This window comes from Candidatus Microthrix parvicella Bio17-1, from assembly GCF_000299415.1.
Classification (GTDB): Bacteria; Actinomycetota; Acidimicrobiia; order Acidimicrobiales; family Microtrichaceae; genus Microthrix; species Microthrix parvicella.
Genome location: NZ_AMPG01000002.1, coordinates 652906 through 674101, shown reverse-complemented (window position 1 = coordinate 674101; position 21196 = coordinate 652906). Strand labels below are relative to the sequence as shown.

At 66.6% G+C, this 21196-nt stretch carries 21 protein-coding genes and 1 tRNA gene; 9 read left to right on the top strand and 13 right to left on the bottom strand.

The window, feature by feature from the left end:
- Positions 1 to 2: 2 nt before the first annotated feature.
- From MPARV_RS0111255 to MPARV_RS0111240, 4 genes are read right to left on the bottom strand one after another with little or no spacing between them, the layout of a single operon-like run.
- Entirely contained in the window at positions 3 to 842 is an 840-nt protein-coding gene (locus tag MPARV_RS0111255) for an ABC transporter permease (protein ID WP_012222758.1), read from the bottom strand.
- A 15-nt stretch (positions 843 to 857) separates the two neighbouring features.
- Positions 858 to 2204 (bottom strand): sugar transferase, encoded by a 1347-nt coding sequence (locus MPARV_RS22725; RefSeq protein WP_157789569.1) that lies wholly within the window; start codon positions 2202 to 2204, stop codon positions 858 to 860.
- Between the two features lie 4 nt (positions 2205 to 2208).
- Positions 2209 to 3474: an ABC transporter ATP-binding protein gene (locus MPARV_RS0111245; protein ID WP_012222763.1), complete on the bottom strand. Its 1266-nt coding sequence runs from the start codon at positions 3472 to 3474 to the stop codon at positions 2209 to 2211.
- Between the two features lie 59 nt (positions 3475 to 3533).
- Positions 3534 to 4343 (bottom strand): ABC transporter permease, encoded by an 810-nt coding sequence (locus MPARV_RS0111240; protein ID WP_012222765.1) that lies wholly within the window; start codon positions 4341 to 4343, stop codon positions 3534 to 3536.
- A gap of 145 nt (positions 4344 to 4488) precedes the next feature.
- On the opposite strand from MPARV_RS0111240, the gene MPARV_RS0111235 reads away from it, so the two are divergent.
- Positions 4489 to 5376, top strand: coding sequence for a methyltransferase domain-containing protein (locus MPARV_RS0111235; RefSeq protein WP_020378314.1), 888 nt, complete (start codon positions 4489 to 4491; stop codon positions 5374 to 5376).
- A complete protein-coding gene (locus tag MPARV_RS0111230) occupies positions 5373 to 6092 on the top strand; it encodes a hypothetical protein (RefSeq protein ID WP_020378313.1) in 720 nt (239 codons plus the stop codon). Before MPARV_RS0111235 ends, MPARV_RS0111230 begins: the two co-directional genes overlap by 4 nt.
- Positions 6093 to 6112: 20 nt before the next feature.
- On the opposite strand, the gene MPARV_RS0111225 is transcribed toward MPARV_RS0111230, so the two are convergent.
- Positions 6113 to 6979, bottom strand: coding sequence for a hypothetical protein (locus MPARV_RS0111225; RefSeq protein ID WP_157789568.1), 867 nt, complete (start codon positions 6977 to 6979; stop codon positions 6113 to 6115).
- The gene (locus MPARV_RS0111220) at positions 6940 to 7770 is read right to left on the bottom strand and encodes a hypothetical protein (protein WP_157789567.1); all 831 of its coding nucleotides are present in this window, start codon (positions 7768 to 7770) and stop codon (positions 6940 to 6942) included. Before MPARV_RS0111220 ends, MPARV_RS0111225 begins: the two co-directional genes overlap by 40 nt.
- Before the next feature lie 214 nt (positions 7771 to 7984).
- Here MPARV_RS0111220 and MPARV_RS0111215 point away from each other — a divergent pair, with 214 nt between their 5' ends.
- Positions 7985 to 8449, top strand: coding sequence for a YbhB/YbcL family Raf kinase inhibitor-like protein (locus MPARV_RS0111215; protein ID WP_012222775.1), 465 nt, complete (start codon positions 7985 to 7987; stop codon positions 8447 to 8449).
- A gap of 3 nt (positions 8450 to 8452) precedes the next feature.
- Here MPARV_RS0111215 and MPARV_RS0111210 read toward each other — a convergent pair whose 3' ends face one another.
- The 3 genes from MPARV_RS0111210 to MPARV_RS0111200 all read right to left on the bottom strand — a co-directional run bounded on the left by MPARV_RS0111210 (position 8453) and on the right by MPARV_RS0111200 (position 10366).
- Positions 8453 to 9448: an LLM class flavin-dependent oxidoreductase gene (locus MPARV_RS0111210; protein WP_020378309.1), complete on the bottom strand. Its 996-nt coding sequence runs from the start codon at positions 9446 to 9448 to the stop codon at positions 8453 to 8455.
- 58 nt (positions 9449 to 9506) lie between these two features.
- Entirely contained in the window at positions 9507 to 10265 is a 759-nt protein-coding gene (gene ppgK / locus MPARV_RS0111205) for a polyphosphate--glucose phosphotransferase (protein ID WP_020378308.1), read from the bottom strand.
- A gap of 24 nt (positions 10266 to 10289) precedes the next feature.
- Positions 10290 to 10366 (bottom strand) — tRNA-Arg (locus MPARV_RS0111200).
- Positions 10367 to 10448: 82 nt separating this feature from the next.
- Here MPARV_RS0111200 and MPARV_RS0111195 point away from each other — a divergent pair.
- Entirely contained in the window at positions 10449 to 11504 is a 1056-nt protein-coding gene (locus tag MPARV_RS0111195) for a DUF2804 domain-containing protein (RefSeq protein WP_020378307.1), read from the top strand.
- Positions 11505 to 11515: 11 nt separating this feature from the next.
- Here MPARV_RS0111195 and MPARV_RS0111190 read toward each other — a convergent pair whose 3' ends face one another.
- The gene (locus MPARV_RS0111190) at positions 11516 to 13030 is read right to left on the bottom strand and encodes an alkaline phosphatase family protein (protein WP_020378306.1); all 1515 of its coding nucleotides are present in this window, start codon (positions 13028 to 13030) and stop codon (positions 11516 to 11518) included.
- Positions 13031 to 13080: 50 nt separating this feature from the next.
- Between MPARV_RS0111190 and MPARV_RS0111185 the strand changes: the two genes are divergently transcribed.
- From MPARV_RS0111185 to MPARV_RS0111170, 4 genes are all read left to right on the top strand, one after another.
- The gene (locus MPARV_RS0111185) at positions 13081 to 13380 is read left to right on the top strand and encodes a VOC family protein (protein WP_012222790.1); all 300 of its coding nucleotides are present in this window, start codon (positions 13081 to 13083) and stop codon (positions 13378 to 13380) included.
- Between the two features lie 40 nt (positions 13381 to 13420).
- Entirely contained in the window at positions 13421 to 13801 is a 381-nt protein-coding gene (locus MPARV_RS0111180; protein ID WP_012222791.1) for a hypothetical protein, read from the top strand.
- A 206-nt stretch (positions 13802 to 14007) separates the two neighbouring features.
- Positions 14008 to 14850 (top strand): dTDP-4-dehydrorhamnose reductase, encoded by an 843-nt coding sequence (gene rfbD / locus MPARV_RS0111175; RefSeq protein ID WP_012222792.1) that lies wholly within the window; start codon positions 14008 to 14010, stop codon positions 14848 to 14850.
- A 41-nt stretch (positions 14851 to 14891) separates the two neighbouring features.
- Positions 14892 to 16259 (top strand): FAD-dependent oxidoreductase, encoded by a 1368-nt coding sequence (locus tag MPARV_RS0111170; protein WP_012222793.1) that lies wholly within the window; start codon positions 14892 to 14894, stop codon positions 16257 to 16259.
- Positions 16260 to 16491: 232 nt separating this feature from the next.
- Here the strand turns inward: MPARV_RS0111170 and MPARV_RS0111165 are convergent, their stop codons facing one another.
- Both MPARV_RS0111165 and MPARV_RS0111160 read right to left on the bottom strand, forming a co-directional pair.
- Positions 16492 to 17292 carry an SDR family NAD(P)-dependent oxidoreductase gene (locus MPARV_RS0111165; protein WP_034393867.1) on the bottom strand — a complete coding sequence of 267 codons (801 nt, stop codon included), beginning with the start codon at positions 17290 to 17292 and terminating at the stop codon, positions 16492 to 16494.
- Positions 17293 to 17421: 129 nt separating this feature from the next.
- Positions 17422 to 18720, bottom strand: coding sequence for an HNH endonuclease signature motif containing protein (locus MPARV_RS0111160; RefSeq protein ID WP_100221314.1), 1299 nt, complete (start codon positions 18718 to 18720; stop codon positions 17422 to 17424).
- Between the two features lie 445 nt (positions 18721 to 19165).
- On the opposite strand from MPARV_RS0111160, the gene MPARV_RS0111155 reads away from it, so the two are divergent.
- Entirely contained in the window at positions 19166 to 19540 is a 375-nt protein-coding gene (locus MPARV_RS0111155; protein ID WP_020378303.1) for a hypothetical protein, read from the top strand.
- 41 nt (positions 19541 to 19581) lie between these two features.
- Here MPARV_RS0111155 and MPARV_RS0111150 read toward each other — a convergent pair whose 3' ends face one another.
- Positions 19582 to 20889 carry an oxygenase MpaB family protein gene (locus tag MPARV_RS0111150; protein ID WP_020378302.1) on the bottom strand — a complete coding sequence of 436 codons (1308 nt, stop codon included), beginning with the start codon at positions 20887 to 20889 and terminating at the stop codon, positions 19582 to 19584.
- Between the last annotated feature and the right edge of the window lie 307 nt (positions 20890 to 21196).

The following is a 21196-nucleotide window of genomic DNA, read 5'->3' as shown; positions in this document are numbered from 1 at the left end:
CCTTACCCCCGCCCATATCGCAGCTCGGCACGCCGAAAGAACCGGAATCCCCAGACGAGGGCCAGTACTGACCAGCCGACGGCCACGCCGAACTGCTTGACGGAGAGGGGGAGGCCGAGGAACGACCATCGGTACAGGTTCAGGTAACTGGCAAACGGGTTGAGTTCCACCAGCAGGAGGAGGGGTCCCTGGACGCGATCCGCGATCTTGTCGAGAGGAAACATGACGCCGGACGCGTAGACCCCGAGGCGAAAAAGAAACGGCACGATCTGGGCCACGTCACGGAAACCGTCGTTCAGTCGGGCCACGATCATGGCGAAGCCCAGGTTGAAACCCGTCTGAATCGCCAGGAAGAACGGGATGGCCAGCCACCGTGGGTTGGGGTAGAGGCCCATCACGATGGCCAGTCCCGCAAGCATGCCGAGCTCGAACCAGAACGTGATGATGTGGCTGAAGGTCACCGAGACCGGCAGCAATGCTCTGGGAAACTTGACCGCCCGAATCAGACCCTCGTTCGAGGTGATCGCACCGGCGCCCGAGAGGACGGTCTTCGAGGTGAGGTTGTAGGCGAACACCCCGATGGTCAGCCACAGGAGGTAGTGATCGACGCCCCGAGAACCGCTGAGGATGACGCCAAAGATCACGTAGTACACCAACACCGTGAGCAGCGGGTTGGTGATGTGCCACAGGTTGCCCAGCAGGGTGTCCTGATGCCGTGCCCGCACCTCCTCCATCGGCAGCGCCGTGGCGAAATCTCGGCGTTGCCACATCTGCCGCAGGTACGTGAACAGCGGTTCTTGGGCGGCGACGGGGCGAAGTGGGGGGGTGACGTCGGGGGGCATAGGGGTTGGGTTGAGCTAGCGCGCCTTGCGCAGTGCCACCAGGCTACGCAGGGTGAGGATGACGATGCGAAGGTCAAAGGGCAACGATTGGTTCCTCAGATAGTAGAACTCGTACTGCAGCTTTTCCCGGGCACCCTCGGCATCGGAAGTGTATCCGAGGTTGATCTGGGCCCACCCGGTGAGGCCCGGCTTCACCAGGTGGCGGTAGTCATAGAACGGGATGACGTCGCTCAACTCGGCCACGTACGCCGGCTGTTCAGGCCTCGGGCCCACCAGCGACAGGTCACCCCGAAGGATGTTGGCGGCCTGTGGCAACTCGTCGATGTGCAGCTTGCGCAGGACCTGCCCAAACGGCGTCACCCGCGGGTCGCGTTCGGTGGTCCACGGCGTGGTGGAAGCCCCATGGTCGATGGTTTTCGGCTCAGGGCGAGGAACCATCGTTCGCAGCTTGTGGATACGAAAGAGCTCACCCTGCTTGCCCACCCGGGGCTGGGAGTAGATCAGCGGCCCCCGGTTGCCCACCAGGTTGCCGAGGGCCACGAACGGAACCGCCACCACCAGCGCCATACCCAACGTGATGCCCGAGGCGATGTCGAGCAACCGCTTGAGCCGCAGGTAGACCGGGGAGTGCACCTCTCCGATGTCGAAGAGCAGCGACACCTCCGCCAGTTCCGAGAGCGGAACGAGACGAAACCAGTCCTCGTAGAAGCTGAGGAGCGTGCGGACCCTCATGCCGTGTGCGTGGAGGTCGGCGGCCACGTGCGCAAGGTCGTGGTTGTCGAGCAGCTGGTCGGCCACGACCAGGATGTTGGGCTCGTGCTCGTCCACCGCAGCGCGCAGCCGATCGGCCATGGTGGGGTCGTCGGGGTCCAACGGCAGCGTGTCGGCGATTCGCATCATGGTCGGCAGGCCGCGCTCGGTGACCCGGGCCATGTCGGCGAGTTGGTCCGCCGATGCCAGCACCAGGGCGGTCGACACGCCTCGACCCCGGCTGGCCACCAGCGGCAGGGTGACCATCAGGTTCACCACCGGCATCACCAGCACGCTGGCGAACACCACAAACCTTGGCAGCAGGGCATCCCCGGCGGCGAGCTGCACCAGGGAGGCCACCGCAACGGTCGCCGCCGGGGCGGCGAAGGAGGCGCCGACCGCATGACGCATGGTGCGCACGGCGTCGGGTAGCCCGGCCATGTAGGCCACAAACAACAGGCCGATGCTCCATGCGGCGGCTGCCGCCGCCCGACCCGGGTCGCTGAGGGAATAGGACGGGTCTGCGATCGCGGTGCCGTGAAAAACAAAGAGCCCCGTCACCGCCAGGGCTGTGGCGATGATCAGCCCCAGCTGTCCAACCCGGCGTCTCACCGTGTCACCGGCGACTGCCGTCGGCGATGGCCTCGCCCCAGGCACCCTCCAGGTCGATCAGGCCGGCGCCCACGGGCCGTGAGCCTTGGCGAACGACCAGACGAAACCCCTTGTCAACCCGATCGTAGAAGTGCTGGTTGTGCTCGTCGCGCACCGCGACGCTCAGCTCGTAGGTGCCGGGCGCCAGCGGCATCCTGTCGGTGTGCCACTCGAGGTAACCGTCGGCGCTCACGGTGCCCAGACGGCGGTCCTCCAACCAGGTGGACGTATCGGCCACGTGGGTGCCCGACTCGTGGTGGACCGAAAACCCAACGACGGGCGCCTCGACCGAGGCGTTGGAGCGATAGCTGAACCGCAGCGTGCCGGGCTCGCCGCAGATGAGCGAGCTGGCCTTCTCGCCGTCGCCGTTCAACAGCTCCATGCGGATCACCTCCAGCTCGCCCGAGCCGCCGTGTGCCACACCGGTGCTGCCGTCTCCGGCCGAGCGGGAGTCTTCGGCCCGGTTGACACGGTCCAGGTACGAGGCGACCACCGCTGACGAGTCGCCCACCTCCTGCACCTTGCCACCGCTCAGCCATACGGCCCCATCACACATGGTCTCCACCACAGACAGGCTGTGGGTCACGACCACCACGGTGGCGCCGCCCTTGCGCAGCTCGTAGAGAAAGTCGAAGCACTTACGCTGGAAGGCCTCGTCGCCGACGGCGATCACCTCATCGATCAGCAGCACCTCGGGGTCGATGTTGACGGCCACGGCGAACCCGAGGCGCACATACATGCCCGAGCTGTACACCCGCACCGGAGCATCGATGAACTCGCCGATGTCGGCGAACTCGATGATGGCGCCCATGCGTTCGTCGACCTCGGCCCGGGTCAGGCCCAGGATGGCGGCATTGAGGTACACGTTCTCGCGCCCGGTGAGGTCCGGATGGAAGCCGGACCCCAGCTCCAACAGGGCGGACACGCGGCCGGACACGTCGATCGTGCCCGACGTCGGCCGATAGATGCCGGCGATGCAACGCAACAGCGTGGACTTGCCCGACCCGTTGTGCCCGACGAGGGCGTACATCGACCCGGCGGGCACGGTGAAGGTCACGTCGGTCAGTGCTTGAAAGTCCTCCTGCTTGGCCTTCTTGCGGGCCGTGATGCGCTCCTTGAGCGAGCTGGCCGCCTCGGTGCGCAGGCGGAACTCCTTGCTGACGTGATGGAGGTGGATGGACGAGTCGCCGGTTGCCTCGGCGGGTCCAGGGACGGAGTCAAAGAGGCCCATGGCTGTCTACGCTCCTGCCAATTGCCGGCGAACGGTGGTACCCAACAGGTGCACGATGTTCACAGCTCCTCGATCACGTGGGGTGCGGTTCGGGAGAAGTACCACCAGCCGAACACCATCGACGCAACCGCCCAGGCCAGGCCGTAGAGCAGGCTGGTTGCGCTCGGCAACTGCCCCAGGTACACCAGCGAACGCAGCTGCCCGACGTACTGCGTCACCGGGTTGAGTTTCAGCAGCTGTTGGGCGGTGAAGGGCCCGATGTTCGCGTCGATCGAATCGATCCGGTACACGATCGGGGTGGCATAGAACATCAGCTGCAGCACCAGCGTGATCAGGTACCCGACGTCCCGAAACCGGGTGTTCCAGACGCTGGCCGCCATGCCCATTCCCAGGCCGAAGCCCAGCGTGATGAGGACCACGATCGGCGCCAGCAGCATCGTCCACGTGGCGTTACCGAAGAGCACCATGAGGGCCACCAGGATGCCCAGCTCGATGGCGGACTGAAACGCCACCCCCGCCACCGATGCCAACGCGGGAAGCTCGGGCGGGAAGTACACCTTGGTCAGCAGCTTGCCGGCGTCGGAGAAGGCACCCAGCGGACCGTCCAGCGCAGCGGAGAATCCGTTCCACACCACCAGACCGCAGAACAGGTACATGGCGAAGTTTTGAAGCTCACCGTTGGCGCCGATCGGCGCCTGCACCTTGAAGAAGACCCCGAACACCAGGCTGTAGATCGCCAGCGACATGGCAGGGTTCAGCAACGACCAGGCCCAGCCCAACGCGCTGCGCTTGTAGCGACCCTTCAGGTCGCGTTGGGTGAGGTTGCTGATCAGCTCTCGGTGGCTGATGATCACAGCAGGGCTGGTCATGGGTGGAGTCTCTGATCCAAACGGTGGGGGGCGGGACGGTGCGCATGCGGACGCCGGCATGGCGCCTCAACCCCGCAACACTACTTGGCGTGGTTGTTGCGCCCAGGGCCCTCGTTGTTGGTGCCAGGTTCGGTACGGTGAGCCCATGACCACCAGCCGGTACCACCTCGACGAGCGGCCGACCGATCCCAACAATCCCGACGCGATCATGCTGGAGCTGGTGGGATCGGGTCGCAGCGTCCTTCACCTGGGCTGTGCCGATGAGCACATGACCCGGTGGCTCGCCGCGGCCGGGTGCGAGGTCACCGAAGCGGAGTTGGATTCGGAGGGGGCCGGTGCCGACCTCGACCACCTGGACCTTGGCGAGTTGTTCGAGGGCCGCACCTTTGAAGTGGTGTTGTGCGGCGACGTGGCGGCACAACTTCGTGACCCGACACGCATGCTGGTGGCGGCGCGACGGTTGCTGGCGCCGGGCGGTGTCGTGGTTGTGTCGGTACCGAACGTCGCCCATGGCGATGTGCGTCTCGAGTTGCTGGCCGGCCGGTTCGACTATCGCCGGGACGGCCTGCTCGACGCTGCGAACCTGAGGATGTTCACCCGCAGGTCGCTCGAATCGATGCTGGAGGACGCCGGGTTGGTCGGGGTGGACTGGCGGCGCACCCACTGTCCGTTGGGCTCCAGCGAGCTGGCGCCTCCGCTGGAGGCGGCGCCGCCTGGGGTTCGGGAGTTGCTGGAGGCGGACCCCGACGCGCTGACCTACCGGTTCATCGTGAAGGCGGTTCCCGGCGACGGCAGCCGCGAGCTCGGTGAACTGTCCAACAAGCTGGCCGGCGAGCAGCTTCGGGCCGATCGCGCCGAGTTGGAGAACGACGCGCTGCGTGCTCGCAGCGACACCGTTACCCGGGAGGCGGAGGCGATCCGAACCCAACTGGTCGAGGTCGGCTCCGGCCTCAGCCTCGGTCAAGCCATCAAGGCCTGGCGGGGTCTGGGGCCCGTCAAGCGGTGGGTGCAGGGCCGACGAGGCACCCCGTGATCCTCGGTCGGCGCTCAGACCCGGCCACCACGCCGGTGATCATCATCGTGCGCGACCGTCTGGAGCCCTTGCAGCTGCTGGTGGAGTGGCTGGAGCGCGCAGGTGCGCGGCACCTGGTCCTGCTCGACAACGATTCCACGTACCCGCCCCTGGTGGAGTATCTGGCCGCCTCGCCTCATGACGTGCGCCTGCTGGGTAGAAACCTGGGCCATCGCTCGCCCTGGCTGTCCGGCGTGGCCCAGGAGTTGGGGTGGCGCCGCCACTATGTGGTGACCGACCCGGATGTGGTGCCCGATGAGGACTGCCCGCTCGAGGTGCTTCACCACCTGCACGACGTGGTGGGCCGGCACCCGTCGCTGACCAAAGTGGGCCTGGGGCTTCGCATCGACGACCTTCCGGCCCACTACGTCCACCGCGACGACGTGATGGCGTGGGAGGCGCAGTTCTGGCGAACGTTGATCGAGCCCGGTCTGTTCAGGGCCGACGTCGACACCACGTTCGCGCTCAACCGGGCACGCACCCCCGGCTTTGAGGGCCTGGCGGCCCGAACCGGTTGGCCCTACGTGGCCCGTCACCTGCCGTGGTATGCCGACAGCGCCAACCCCACCGACGAGGCGCGCTATTACCGCAGTCATACCGATGCGGGCGTCAACAGTTGGGACGGAGATGTCCTGCCGCACTGGAAGCGGGCCACCATCGATCGGGCGGAGGGCTGACCCTCGGCACGTCGTGTGGTTCAGTTCGGGCGGAGGCGGGTTTCCAGTTCGGTGATCGAGATGGTGCGGGTGGACCTGGTCGTCTCGTCCGGAAGGACCCCGGTGAGGTGCAGGCCGATGATGGTGGCCTCGTAGCGCACCGACCAGGTCATCGTGGTCGTGACGGTGTAGCTGCCGGGTTTCAGGTAGGTGTGCAGACAGGCTCCAGGTGTGGTGTCGGCTCGGCCTCTGGCCCAGGGCACGCCTCCGCCGGGGCAGGAGACCGTGGCGCTGCCGTCACCGGGGTCGATGGCAACCGTGCCGGTTGGCGTGGCTGTGGCGGTGGCGACGTTGTTGGCGTCGGCCCGGGCGGTGGCGACGTTCGGTGCCGGGGTGTCGGCCCAGAACCACACCGGCAGGTTGACCGGGGTGATGCCGCCCTTGGGTGGTGCCGAGGTGAGATCTGGGCCGGGCAGTTTGGCGATATCGATCGCCACCCGGGAGAGTCGCTCGGGGTCGGCCGGACGGGTGGGCTGGCCGGGATTGTTGGGGTTGTAGGTGAAGATCATGGCCTCGCGGAGCACGCCGTGGTAAGAGCAGTACCGGGCGTAGTTGCTGTCACGGACGAGATCAAACACCTCCTCGCCTCGGATGATGGCGCCGTTGTCGTTGTCGACGGGCCGGTAAAACCGGCAGTCCCACCCGTCGTCAGGTGTCGCTCTGCCTCCACCCAGTGCTGGATACGCACCGCCCGACCCGGATGGAGCGCCGTTGCCGCCGTCGTTCCCGGGAACGACGATCCCCACCTCGATCTGCCCGTCGGTTTCGGGGGAACCGGCCCCCGCTGCGGGGGCGTGGCAGCAGACCATCATTCCGGCAACTGCAACGACGGCTCGTTGGAGGCGCATCCTGTTCTCCCATTCTTGGCATGTGTCTTCACGAACGCCACGACTCGCCACCCCGGCTCGGTCGGAGCCATCTGGCCGTCCCAGAAGGACGATGACGTACCGCTGTCGAGTATCTCGTCGGTCTTCAGGCTCTGGTATCGGAAGTCGTTGTATTCGCACAGTGCGACTTGGAGGCGATCCTTCTTGAGCTCGGTGAGGCCGAACACCCAGAAGGCCGATTCCGACTCGGGAGGTTCGACCCAGTATTGGCCGATCCTGGTGTTGCCACGAACGACGTTCTGGGTTTGCAGCTGCCTCAACCCGGCAGGGTTCAGGTCGGGGCGTTCGAGGTCGGTCATCGAGGTGGGAATCGTCGTGTCGGGCCTCCGGTCGGTGATGGTGATGACCATGGCGTCGAGGTACCGGTGGATGACGTCGGCGGCCTCCTGCTGCTCGTCGGTCCATGTGGGTTCCAAGAGCAGGCCGCGTGCGACGGCCGGGGTTTTGGCCCGGTATCCGCCTGCGGAGACGACGGTGCCGTCGGCCCGGCGTTCTGCCGATGGGGCCGAGGTGGGAGGGAGCGACCCGTTGCCTGCCCCGGACGTGGTGGTGGAGGCTATGGAGGCGGTCGTGGGTGCCGTGGTTGTTGCGGGCACGGCGGACGGCTCAATGGTCGGTGTCGAGCCTGTGGCAACCGGTGAGATGCCCGGGTCCTCACGCGCTCCGCAGGCGACGGCCACGAGGGCGACAACCAGCGCCAAGAAGATCCATGCGGCTGCCCCGCTGCCGTTCGAACCTGTGTAGCCGCCCATCAACCCTCGCTCGGCGTTCGTCAAGCGACCGCCCTTGTTCAACGAGGCCCGCCAGAACCTCGTCGTCGACCCCGCCGGTCGACAATCCGAGGATAACGAAGTCTCGATCGATGTCCAGCGACAAACGGCCTGATGTCGGCCCGACACAAAAGCGCTACCGTCGAAGGCGAGCACACCATCCCGCCCAGCAAGCACCTCGATTCAGGGAGTCCCTATGCCGGACATGAACCTCGGCGACCTGTCGATCGCCTCCAGCGCCTTCCAACACGGCGAGCGGCTGGCCGACAAGTTCGCCTACGCCAACGACAACGTGTCGCCTCCCCTGACCTGGAGCGATGTTCCCGAGGGCACCGCCGAATTGGTGCTCGTCTGCAACGACCCCGACGCCCCGATGGTTGGGGGTTGGACTCACTGGGTGCTCTCCGGTATCGACTCGCAGAGTTCGGGCCTGGACGGAGGCACCGACGTCGGGGTGGCGGGCACCAGCACCTTCGGCGAGGAGGGCTATGGCGGCCCCGCACCGCCTCCCGGGCACGGCACCCACCACTACTTTTTCCACCTGTACGCCGTCGATCAGCCGTCGGGCCTGCCGGTCGGCGCCACCGAGGCCGAAGCCATGGCGGCCATCGCTGGCCACATCATCGAGCAGGCGCGCATCGTGGGTACCTACAGCACCTGAGGCTCAGCCGAGCCTGGAAACCTGTGCCAGCAGTTCCAGGCTCTGCAGCCGGTTTTCCACCGAACGTGATGCGGGCACGACGATCAGTTCGTCGGCGTTTGCGTGCTGTTGAAAATCGTCGAGGTAGGTCTTCACGGTGTCGGGTGTTCCCGACGCGGTGTAACGCATCATCGAGGCCACCTGTCGTCCGCCGGGGGAGGACATTACCGAGTCCAGTTCGGCGTCGGACAGCTTCCGTCCGGGTGCCAGCAAAGCTGCGACGCGGGACCGTGTGGCGTGATTCAGTTCGTCGGCGGCCTCACGTTCGGTCGGGGCGACGATGACGTTGACGCCGGCGATCACCCACGGCTCGGTGGCCTGCTCGGATGGTTGAAATCCACGTCGGTACACGTCGACGGCCTGGGTCAACGCCTCGGGGGCGAAGTGCGAGGCAAACCCGTAGGGCAGCCCCAGGTGCGCCGCGAGCTGCGCACCGAACGTTGATGAACCCAGGATGTACAGCGGCACCTTGGTGCCCGCGCCGGGGATCGCCCGCACGCCGGGCACCCGGCTGTCGTCACCGAGAAACCCCTGTAACTCGAGCACGTCCTCGGGGAAGGACTCTGCCGACATCGGATCACGCCGGAGCGCCCGCATCGTCGGCTGGTCGGTGCCGGGTGCCCGGCCGAGACCGAGGTCGATCCGATCGGGGTGCAGCGTGGCCAGCGTGCCGAACTGCTCGGCGATGGTCAGGGGCGAATGGTTGGGCAACATGACGCCGCCGGAGCCCAGCCGGATGCTCCTGGTGTGAGCGGCCACGTGGGCGATCAACACGCTGGTCGCAGATGACGCGATCGAGGCCATGTTGTGATGCTCGGCATACCAAACCCGTGTGTAGCCGGTGCGTTCGGCGCATTGGGCCATGGCCACGCTGGCCTCCAGGGCCTCGCGTACCGTCGAGCCGCCGCGGACGACCGCCAGGTCGAGGACGGAGAGGGGGGTTGAGTGTTGTGAGGTCACGCTGGCTCGAACGAGTGGGGCCCCGGGTCTATTCCGCGCCCAAGAACTCGTGCGCCGGTCAACGGTCACCCGCAGCGACGAGCGCTGCCCCCACGATGCCCGCTTTGTTCTGAAGTGCCGCCGGCACCACCTCGGTGTTTGTGGGCACCAACGCGGCAATCTCGTCGGCAAAGCGGTCGAACTTTCGGGAGACGCCACCCCCAACCACGATCAGCTCCGGCGAGAACAGGGTGGTCAACATGGTCAGGTAGTGGCCAACCCGCCGGCCCCATTGCTCCCAGGTGAGGTGTTGGGCTTTTCGCACGGCGGCGGCGGCGTGGTGCTCGGCGACCTGCCCCTTGAACTCCAGATGGCCCAGTTCGGTGTTGGGCACCAGGTTCCCATCAACAAACACGGCGCTGCCGATACCGGTGCCCAGCGTCACCATGATGGCCACGCCGTCTCGGCCCCTCCCGGCGCCGAAGCGCATCTCGGCCAATCCTGCCGCGTCGGCATCGTTGATCACGGTGCACGGAACCCCCAGCTGTTTCGAGAACAGCCCGCAGGCGTCCGTGCCGATCCAGGTGGAGTCGATGTTTGCCGCGGTGCGAACCACGCCGGTGCTCACCACGCCCGGCACGGTCACGCCGATCACCGACGACCCGCCCAGACCGTCCACCAGTTGTGCCACCGTGTGGGCAACCCGGTCCGGCGTTGCCGGCTGAGGTGTCTCGAGCCGTGGCCGGTCCGACACCAACTCGCCGCGTTCCACGTCCACCAGGGCGGCCTTGACGCCGCTTCCGCCCACATCGACCCCGATGACCGGATGAATACCCATGGTTCGACTCTAGAGGTATCACCTTGGTGCGCCCGGAGGGACTCGAACCCCCAACCGCCTGATCCGAAGTCAGGTGCTCTATCCAATTGAGCCACAAGCGCTTACAGGCGACGATCCTACCCGACCTGACGTTGCCGTCACGTTCGGCGTTGAAGTCGGGGTGCGACGGCTACCGTCCCGGGCATGTCCGATAAGTCCGCTCAGCCAACCCACGAACGACGGCTACACGACCAGGTCAACCTGGCCACGCCCGACGGCGCACGGCTGAACCCCGACGCCGTCGGTTGGTCGTCGGCCCCGTTGCACCGCGCCAACCTGCGGGGAAGCTGGGGTCGCAACAAGCGCTGGGACTACTGGGCGGTGCTGGCGGGCGATCTGGTGGTGGCCGCCACGTTCGCCGACATCGACTATTTGGGAATCGCGGACGTGTACTGGGTCGACCTGGCCACCGGATCCTCAGGGGGCGCCGCGGCAGCCTCCCCGCTGGGACGCGGCTTGGAACTGCCGGAGCGTCCCGGCACGGCGCCGCTGACCTTTCACCACAAACGCCTCGACCTCACCATGGACGACCCAGACGACGGCACCACCACCATCTCGGCCCGCTGGACCGAGTCCGACGGCTCGCCGGCGGAGCTCGAGGCGCAGATCGCGCTGCCCGACGGTCATGAGTCGCTCAACGTGGTGATCCCCTGGAGCGAACGACGTTTTCAGTACACCTCAAAGCATCAGGCCCGGCCCGCAACCGGTCACCTGACCACGGGCGGCGTCACCCGACGGCTGGAGGACTCGTCCCGTGGCGCGTGGGGGGTTCTCGACGTGGGACGTGGGCGCTGGCCGTACTCCACCCGCTGGAACTGGGGCGGCGGCGCCGGTCGGGTTGGCGACGATGGACCGGTCGTCGGCATTCAGATCGGGGCGAAGTGGACCGACGGCACCGGTTTGACCGAGAACGGCGTGATCATCGACGGGCGACTCACCAAGGTCGGCGCCGAGCTCGCCTGGGCCTACTCCTGGGACGACCCGATGAGGCCGTGGAAGATCACCGACCCAAGCGGTCATCTCGATCTCGTTCTGACGCCCCGCTTCGACAAGTACTCGAACATCAACGCAGGCGTGCTGAAGCGGGCGACGCACCAGGTGTTCGGCGACTGGTCGGGCTGGGTGGCCGGCGACGATGGGCGGCGGATCGAATTTGAGGGGCTCCAGGGCTTCGCCGAGGAGTCACGAGCCCGCTGGTAGCCCGGTGGCCCTCAGGTGAGGTAGATCAGGCCGCCACCGACCTCCAGGTGGGCCACGCCGGTGGCCTGCAACTCCGGCGTCCACCCGGCCGAGACCGCCGGGTCGCTCTCCTCCATTCCATGGTCGGCCAGCACGACGACGGCGGTGCGGTCGCGGACTCCTGCGGCGTCGATGACGGCCAGCACGTCGCCAACCCTGGCATCGGAGTCTCGGACCGCGGCGCGGGCTGCCGGCGCATGTGGCCCCACCTCGTGGGCAACCTCGTCGGTCAACGACAGGCTGCACCAGCTCAGGGTGGGAAGCGGGTTGCCGTTCACCTGACGCCAGACGTCGATGGTGTGGGTCACGCTCAGTTGATCCACCTGGGACATGAAGTTGTACTGATCGCTGCGCAACGCCGGGTTGGGGGTCAGGTGGGCGACCTCGTCGAGTTCGGGCAGGCCGCCGGTTGCGCCACCCCGGACGAGAGCGAATGAAGAGAAGTCGGCACCCGTGTCGCAGAACTCAAATGATGCAGCGGTAAACGCGTCTGGACGGCTTCGCTTGACCGCGGAAAACAGCGTCTCGACGTTCGGGTCGAGGTGGCTCGACGAGTGGAACATCTGATCGAAGGCCAACAGATCCACTTCGCTGTCGCTACACCGGTCGTACCAGGCGTGGTGGATGATGCCGGAGTGCCCGGGATGGGCGCCGGTGAGGGCGGTGGTGTGATTGGCCAACGTGGCGGTTGGCAACGAGGCGTAGACGCCACGTCCCATCGTGGTGCCGGCGGCGGCCAGGGCGGCGATGTTGGGTGCCTCGCCCGAGGCGATCACGTCGTACAGCAGGTTGGCGTTACATCCGTCCAGCAGGAACACGACCAGGTGGTCGGGGGCGTCGCCGGTGAGCAGGTCGGCCTCCGCATCGCCGTCCTGGCGGGCGAGCAGCGCGTCGGCCCGACCCCGGCCGGTGGGCCCGACCCCGGCCGGATGTGGTTCAACTCCCAGCAGGGCGGCCAGCGTGGGCGCCACGTTCACCATGCGGGTGGCCCGGTCGACCGTTCCCAGCGCCGGGAAGCCGCAGCCCGACAGAATCAGTGGCGCACGGCCCTGCACGGCGCCCAGCGAGCCGTGCTGGCCGATGTTGGCGTCGCTGGAGTGGGCGCCGGTGTGGGTGGCGAGAAGATCGGGGGCATGGGCGCCGTCGAAGAACTGGGCGATCGAGTCGAAGGCGTGCGGGTAGGCGTTCTTGTCCCGGGTGTGGAAGCGGTGCCGTTTCTCGGCCTCGAGGCCGAGAAACCGGTCGGTTGCCTGGTCGGCCAGCGGGTTGTCGCCCGACACCTCGACCACCTGGTAGCTCCAGCGGCCGTGGACGTCGGTGCGACGGAAGCCAACCGACCCGTCGATCGACGCGGCCCTGTAGAGGTCGGGCCCGGGCGACCACACCACCACCTCCATGCGGTCAGCCAACTCCGGGGTGACCAGCGCCGCCTCCAGCCGGACCAGCGACTCGGTCCTCGTGCGAACATCCTGCGTGGCAGCGCTCATGTGGCCAGGGTAGGGCCAACCTTGGGTAGCGACCGTCGTTCGGCACCCCGGTGGGTAGTTTGCGGTTGGCATTGGGGTCGGGCTTCAAACACATCGCGAGGCTCACCCCCAACCTGGACCGCTTCTCCAAGTTCTACGAGGCCGTGTTTGGGGCTGAGGTGGCCTTCCGCATCGAGGCCCGGCCCGAGCATCCGCGCATGTTCGTCATCGACCTGGGTGGTGGCGCGGCGCTCAACGTGTTCGAGACGGACGCCGACATCGGCGAGATCCAAGAATTGGGAGACGCCTGGTCGCTGTTCTTTCGGGACATCGATGGAATGGAGCTCGAGGTGTGCGCTCCACCTGGCTGAGTCGCCAACGTCGACTGGTGCGTCGTGACACACTGGCGACATGCAGATCTCCTTCTCACCTCGGGACGCGCGGAAGGTGCTGGTTGGCATCCGGTCGTGCGTCGGTATCGGCTCCTTGGTGGCGCCCCGAAAGCTGGGTGCGCTGTTCGGCATCGACGTGAAGAACAACGAGGCGGCCATCTATCCCCTCCGGTTGTTCGGGGCGCGCGAGCTGTTCATGACGGCACCGTTCGTGCTGGGTGCCTCCGACGAGGTCACCAGCCTGGCGTTGCAGGGCGGCATCGCCGTTGACGCCGCCGACGTACTGGCGGCGTCGGCTGCGGGCACGACCGGGGTGATGGATAAGCGGTCGGCAGTGATGGCGGGCGCCGTCGCGCTCGCCGCCGTGGGGTTGGGCATCTACGCCTGCATGGAGGAGTAGCCGAGGTCACGGCTCCGACCGATCGGCTGAGCGGCCTCTGGTGATGTAGATCGTCGGTAGGTGGAACCGGACCGATCCCCTCCGGGGTGCGGTCGGTGTGCCGTCCAGGTTGGGGGTCACCGAGTACTCGACGTCAACGGGCCTCCAACGGCTGGGATGAAGAGCGGGTACCTCAACGGGTGACGGGGTCGTGCCAGGATGGTCTGATGCGCATTCTGCTCACCGGCGCCAGGGGGCAGCTCGGCACCGACATCGCCGCCCGGCTTCCAGAACGCGACGAGGTGGTGTCGGTTGATCTGCCCGAGTTCGACCTGACCGACCGTGACACGGCCCTCGGCGTCGTCACGCAGTTCCAACCCGACGTCATCCTCCACTGCGCGGCGTTCACGGCCGTGGACTTGTGCGAGGAACAGGCCGAGACCGCCTGGCGGGCCAACGCATTGGCCACCCGGTTCATCGCCGACGGCGCCCGCCGGCTGGGGGCGCACCTGGTGTATATCTCCACCGACTACGTCTTCGATGGGACCAAGGCCGGGCCGTACCTGGAGTGGGATCGCCCCAATCCCCAATCGGTCTACGGCCGTTCCAAGCTGGGCGGCGAGCTGGAGGTCGATCCCGCCTGGTCGATCGTCCGCACCTCGTGGGTGTGCGGCGAGCACGGCAACAACATGGTGAAGACCCTGCTGCGGCTGGGGGAGGGGAGCGGCCCCCTCAGTTTCGTCGACGACCAGATCGGCCACCCCACCTTCACCTCCGACCTGGCCGACATGGTCATCAAGCTGGGGCGCGAGCGGGTGCCCGGCACGTTCCACTGCACCAACCAGGGGGCGGTCAGCTGGTATCAGTTTGCCCGCACCGTCTTCGAGCTGGCCGGGTTCGACGCCGAGCGCATCAGCCCGATCCCCACCGCCCAGCTCAATCCACCCCGCCCGGCGGTCCGCCCCTCCAACTCGGTGCTCGACAACTTCGCCTGGCGCCACCACGGCTTTGCCGAGAGCCGCCACTACATCGAACCGCTCACCGAGTTGCTGGCGGCCCTCCAAACCTGAGTGGTCGCCGACGTTGCGGAGGGCCCCGGTAGCCTGCGGCCATGCCCTTGCGTTTTGTGATCATCGGTGGTGGCCCTGCCGGAGTGGCTGCGGCCACCTATGCGGCCCGACTCGGCGCCGAGGTGACGGTGATCGAGCGGGACGTGCTGGGCGGCGCCGCCAACCTGTGGGACTGCATCCCGTCCAAAGCGATGATTGCCACCGGCGCCACGTTCAACCAGGTGGACGAGGCCGGTTCGATGGGCGTCGACGTGGCGGATGCGTCGGTGCATCTCGACTCGGTGCGCCAGCGAATCGAGGCGATCACCACGTCGCTTGCCAAGTCCAACCGCACCCTGCTCGAGAGCCAGCACGTCAACCTGGTGGAGGGAACCGGCCGGCTTGTCGACCCGCACACGGTGGTGGCATCGCTCGCCGACGGCACCGAGGTGACCATCGAGGCAGATGCCGTACTGGTGTCCACCGGCAGCCGCCCTCGAATCCCGGAGTGGGCCGAGCCTGACGGCGAGCGGTTGTTGACCACCCGCGACGCCTACCCGCCACCTGAGCTGCCCGAGCACCTGGTGGTGATCGGTTCGGGCGTCACCGGCGTGGAGTTCGTTCACATGTTCAGCTCGTTGGGCTCCCGAGTGACGCTCATCGTCAGCCGTCAGCAGGTGCTGCCCCAAAAGGATCCCGAGGTGGCGGCCGTGCTGGAGGAGGACTTCCTTGCCCGAGGCGTGCACCTGCTGAAAGGTGCCCGAGCCGTCGGCGTCGATCGCAACGACGATGCGTCACTCACGGTGCGCTGCGACGACGGCCGGGTGGTCACTGGCTCGCATGCGCTGCTCGCCATCGGCTCCATCCCCAACACCGAGGGCGTCGGACTGGTCGAGGCCGGTGTGGCCATGGACGGCCTCTGGCCCAAGCAGCTCGACCATCACCTGCGCACCAACGTTCCAACGGTGTACCTGGCGGGAGACGTGTCGGGGAAGCTGCCGCTGGCATCGGTTGCCTCGATGCAGGGCAAGAAGATCGCCGAGCACGTGATGGGCCTTCACATCGTCGAGCACCGCCACCTGGACTACGACAAGGCCGCTTCGGCCATCTTCACCCAGCCCGAGATCGCCGACGTGGGACTGGCCGAGGCCGACGCCTTCGCCGAGGGCCGCAAGGTGCGGGTGACCAAGGTGCCGTTCGCAACCACCGCCAAGGCGCTGATCAACAACGACGCCCGGGGGTTCGTAAAGATCATCTCCGATCCCGCCACCGGCGTGGTGCTGGGAGGCTCGATCGTGGGCCGGCACGCCGCCGAGCTGATCTCGGTGCTCGCCGTCGCCGTTACCGCCGGGCTGCGGGTGTCGGATCTGGCCGACAGCCTGCTGGTGCACCCGGCCCTCGCCGAGGCGTTGGCCGAGGCGGCCGAGTAGATCGGCCCGGCTCAGCGGTCCCAGGTCAGGTGTCGTGGGGGCCGAGAGTTTCCTGGTGGCGGTCGGCGTAGAACTCCCAACCGGGCCCGAAGTCCACGGCGTTGAGGCTGCAACAACGTCGCGAGGGAAGCCGGGCTGACCGCTACTTCGGCGTGCTCACGTCCTACCGGGGCGGCAGCATTCGCCCGGTGGCCTTGGTGGAGGACGCCATCGACCTCACCGGCAGGTCCAGTCAGGTCAGCTTGTCCAGCACGCGTCCCATCAGGCCGGTGCGGCCGGGCACCAACCGTGCCGTGATGTCCAGCAGTCGCGCGTCCAGACCGACCACCACCCGGGCCCGGTTGTGTTCGATGCCGCGCACCACTCCCTTGGCGACGGTGCTTGGTGGGCGCAGGATCAGCGGGGCCAGGCGCGACGAGGCCATGGCCGACAGTCGCTCACTCTCGGCACCTCGGGCGGCATGCATGATGTTGGTGCGGATCGAGCCGGGAAACACCGCCGTGACCCCGATCGTTGATCCTGCCAACTCACCGCGAAGTGCTTCGGTGAATGAGCGAACCGCGCCTTTTGAGAGGGCGTAGGCGGCATTCTGGGGCAAACCGACAAACGCCACCATCGACGACATGTTCACGATGTGGGCCTCATCGGACTTGCGTAGGGTCGGCAGGAAGTAGTGGCAGCCGTGCACCACGCCCCACACGTTGATGTCGGTGATCCAGCGGAGGACGTCCAGGTCGTCGGCCTCGAAGCGTCCGGCCGCGGTCACCCCGGCGTTGTTCACCAGGATGTTGCAGGCACCGTGGGCGGCGACCACCTCGTCGGGCAACTCGGACATGCGGGCACGGTCGGAGACATCGGCGATATGCGTCGTGGCGTAGGTGTTGATGAGCGCACCGGTCTCGTCGAGGCCTGCTTGGTTGACGTCCACCAACGCCATGGCACAGCCGCGCTCGGCCAGGGCGAGGCTGATGGCCCGCCCGATTCCGCTGCCGGCGCCGGTGACCACGGCGACTCGGCCGTCAAGATTCTCCATGCCGCCATTCTGCCCGACCGCGTCGTTCATGGTCCGATGAGGACACGCAGGTCCGCGGAAACAGACGAAGAAGATGGCGGTGATGCTCTGCAGGAGGAGTGGATACTGGAAGGCGAGGGGCTCGGCCGGTCAGGGACTCGCGCAGCGGCCTGTTGGGTTACGTTGCTGGTGCCGCTGGGAGTAGATGAAGTGACCGGATGGAGTCCGCCATCGGAAGCCGACGTAGCTGGTCTGGTCGGGATCGCGGGTCATCACCCACGATGGACGGTGGGTCACTCTGTGGTGATGCCTGCACATCAGAGCAAGGTTTTCGACGTCTGTCGGGCCGCCGTGCTCCCATTCGTCGACGTGGTGGGCGTCGCACCAGCTTGCGGGCCGGTCGCACCCAGGGAAGATGCAGCCCCCGTCGCGGGTGAGGAGCGCTCGGCGCATCTGCCGGTTCGCGTAGCGCATTGCTCGGCCCATGCGAAGCGGGTCGCCGGAATTTGACACATCGAGTGGTCGGATCAGCCCGGCGGCCAGAACGAACCGCAGCACTTCCAGCGACAGGTGGTTGCCTTCGTCGTCGGTGAGTTTGCCGGTCTCCTCGTTGAGGATCACGACAAGCTCGGGTTCGGGCAGCCTGCCTTCTCCGTCGGGTACACCAGACCCACGTTCGAGGAGTTCCGCCAGGGCCTCAGCGGCTGCCTGCGCCCTTCTCGGCACTGGAGTTTCGTCGTCGGAAGCCTCGGCATCGCTGCGGTAACGGGTGAGCACTCGGTCGGTCTCAGCCTCGATCAACTTGCGGATTGTCAGGGCCAGTTCGCCCACCAGCTTGCCGGATACGTAGGTGAAACCGTCGGCGGTTGCCACCAGCCGTAGTTCGTTGTTGGCTGAGTCGGTTGCCGGGTCGTAGCCGCCGTCTTGGTCCATTTGGTGGCCGATGCCACGCAGTTCCCGGGCCCACCGCTCGAATCCGGCCACTTGGGCCAATTCGATGATCTCCGGGAGTAGGTCGTTGAGGCCGGACCAAATCCGCTTGTTCGACACTTGGTCGAGCACTTTGACGTGTTGCCAGCCGACTCGGCCGTCTTCGAGTGCGTCAATGATCAGTCGGTGTCGTGCGGTCATGCGGCGGGTGACCATGATCCGGGCGCCGCATGCCTTGGGGGAGAGCTGGGTGCGATCCGCAAGCCACGCCGATGCGGTGTGCCCATGGAGCGTGTCACACACCCCGGTTTCGGTGACTTCGAGCAACAGTTCTGCCCGTCGGTGGTCGATTCGCCGTTGCTCAGCCTCAAGGTCGATCAGTTCGGTCAGCGCGGGGGAGAGTTCGGTGCTCAAGTCGTGTGAGCGAAGAAAGTGAAGCCGCTCGGTCGACTCGGCGCGGACGGCTGAGCCGCTGCCAATCGCTTCGGACTCGTGTGAGTCGCTCCCGCCGGAGAACATGAAAAAATCGTACACCCGTTCGACTCTGAGGTCTACCAAATCTTTGGATCCTCGGCGGAAAGTGCGACGAAAAGCGCAACCCGAGGTACTCGCGATCCGTAACCTTGATTATGGTTCGTTGGAGTCACCGGTGGGCATGGTCGTTGAGCACGATGGAGGCATCCGGGTGACACCTGCAGCAGGTAAGGCCGACGGTAGGAGTGCCGATCGGTGACTTGAGCGGAGTCTGGTGGTTCGGCTGGGCGCTCTCGCTGTGGCGTTCACCACACTTCTGGTTGGCTGCGGGAATGATGTGACTGCGGACCCAGCGGTATCGGCAGCTCCCAGCAGCTCGGCGGTGGCACAGAGCACGTCATCAACTCAGCGGCCTCCCTCCGAACCTCCCACCGCTCCGCCCCCAGCGAGGCCACGAGCCGCCGCCGAAGCTCCGTCACCGTTACCCGGGATGCTCTCGGAGACCAACGGACGATTCTGTTTCGCGTTCGACTACCCCGAGACCTTCTTGGAGAGTGGCGACGAGTATGAGTCCTACCTCCAACAGGATCCGGGGCTTTGGCACATCACCGAGTCGAACAATTCGCCGGGCTCGTTTGTGGAAGGGACGGGAGAGGACGACAGCTTGAAAGATTGGCGGGTGCCCGTGATGAGCACGGATTACGTCGCCGACCCCATGATGGAAACGCGCCGGGTGGTGAAGAACGGCGACTTCCACGTCAGCTTCACCGGCGCTGCGCCCGAGTCGGTGTTCGCTGAGTACGAGCCGATTTCCGATTACCTCGCTGGAAGCTTGACGGTGATCGAGGGCTGCGAGGGTTTCTGAGTGGGCTGATGCCCGGCTCGGCGCCTACGCCCACTCGGCGCCTACGCCCACTCGTCGGCGTCGGTGACGAAATCGGCGTGGCCGTAGCTGTCGAGCAGTTTGGCCAGGCGCTTGTTCAGGTGGGCATCGACGTGGCTGGACACCAGCGGCAGACGCAGGCCGAGGCGGTAGCCGAGGATCGAGCTCCCCATGACGGCAGCGGCAAGACCGGCCGCTATCTGCTTGTCGAGCCCGAACTCGATGCCCATCTCGTCGGACCGGTCGGTGTCGCCGCCCATGAACTGACGGATGAGCACGAACCGGGAGAATCCGTCCTCGAGCCACGCGTGTACCTTGCCGCCGATGGTCGACGTGTCGAAGAGGTCGACCGCCATCGTGCCGCGCACCAGGGTGCCGCAGGTCTCGTCGTCGTAACCCTCCCGCAGCGACACGTGGCGGGCGGTCAGCAGATCGACGATCCCCTGGGGCGTCTCGCCAAGCAGGTCCGCCGGCAGGCCAAGCAGGAAACACCGATAGCGGGACACCTCAACGGTCGCCCGCTCGTCGTCGGTAAAGGTGGTGCGGCCCGAGCCCAGCACCTTCATCGACAGCATGAACACGCCGATGAGCCCCGCCGGCATTTGGTCGACCTGAGGGATCGGGATGCCGTAGGTGGCGACGTCCCAGCGATTGGAGCGCAGCAGGTGGAAGCGCACCATCGAGTGCATCAGCCGCACCTTGGCCGCCGCCTGAAACCCCTTGCCGTGGCGATCGAGCGCGCCCGGCATCGTCGTGGCCGTGAAGAAGCTGGCGGTCTCGAACACCCGCTTGACCGCCGCCTCGTTCGAGAGGGCGCCTGTCATCGTCATGGGCAACGCCGCATACTTGTTGAGGAAGGTGGCCAGGAACGCGCCTCGGATGGCGAACGGTGTGGCCGTGGCCATCGGCACCCGTTCCTCAGCCGCACCTTTGCGAACCAGGTCGAGGTCGAGCCAGTCAGGCGTGGCCTCCATCGAGGCGATCAGGTCGCGCAGCTCCTGCGGTGCGTCCTCGACAGCATCAACACCCTCGGCGCAGGCCTGCTCGACCTGGCTGATCAGGGTGGCCAACCCGTGGGTTGGGATGAGCGCGGCGTAGGCGTCGGCCACCCGGTCGCCGGTCATCGTGTAGTTGCGCATGCGTTTCAGCAGCTCGGGCCGGTCGAACACGCGGCCAACCGGCTTGCGAATGCTCGCGAAGCGTTCGTCGTCGATGTCGGCGTCGTGGTCGAGACGCTCGGGAACGATCGAGAAGTCGACCTCGCCGTACATGTCGGGGACCAATACGGCTTGATCGAGCACGCTCTGGTCGTAGGTCGTTGTTGCCGGCATCAAGTAGCCCCTCTTCGATGTGCTGCGAACGGTAGTGCTCGTTGCAAACCTTGGCCCAGGGAAGTGGCTGGGCGGTCAGCCCGATGACGCCGGCGCTGCAGCAGAAGCCGCCGCTAGATCGAGCTGGCTAGTTCCCAGACCAGGAAGGGTGGAAGCCCTTGCGGCATGTACCGCCGATAGTCGTGCTGTTGTTCGACACCTCGCCCGGTTCACCAAACTGACCTGTGAAGCGTGGACACAGCGGATCGCCCGGGGTGAGCAAAGCGGCGCCGTGGCGCCGTGCCTGGCATTGTTGAGCGACCGCCTA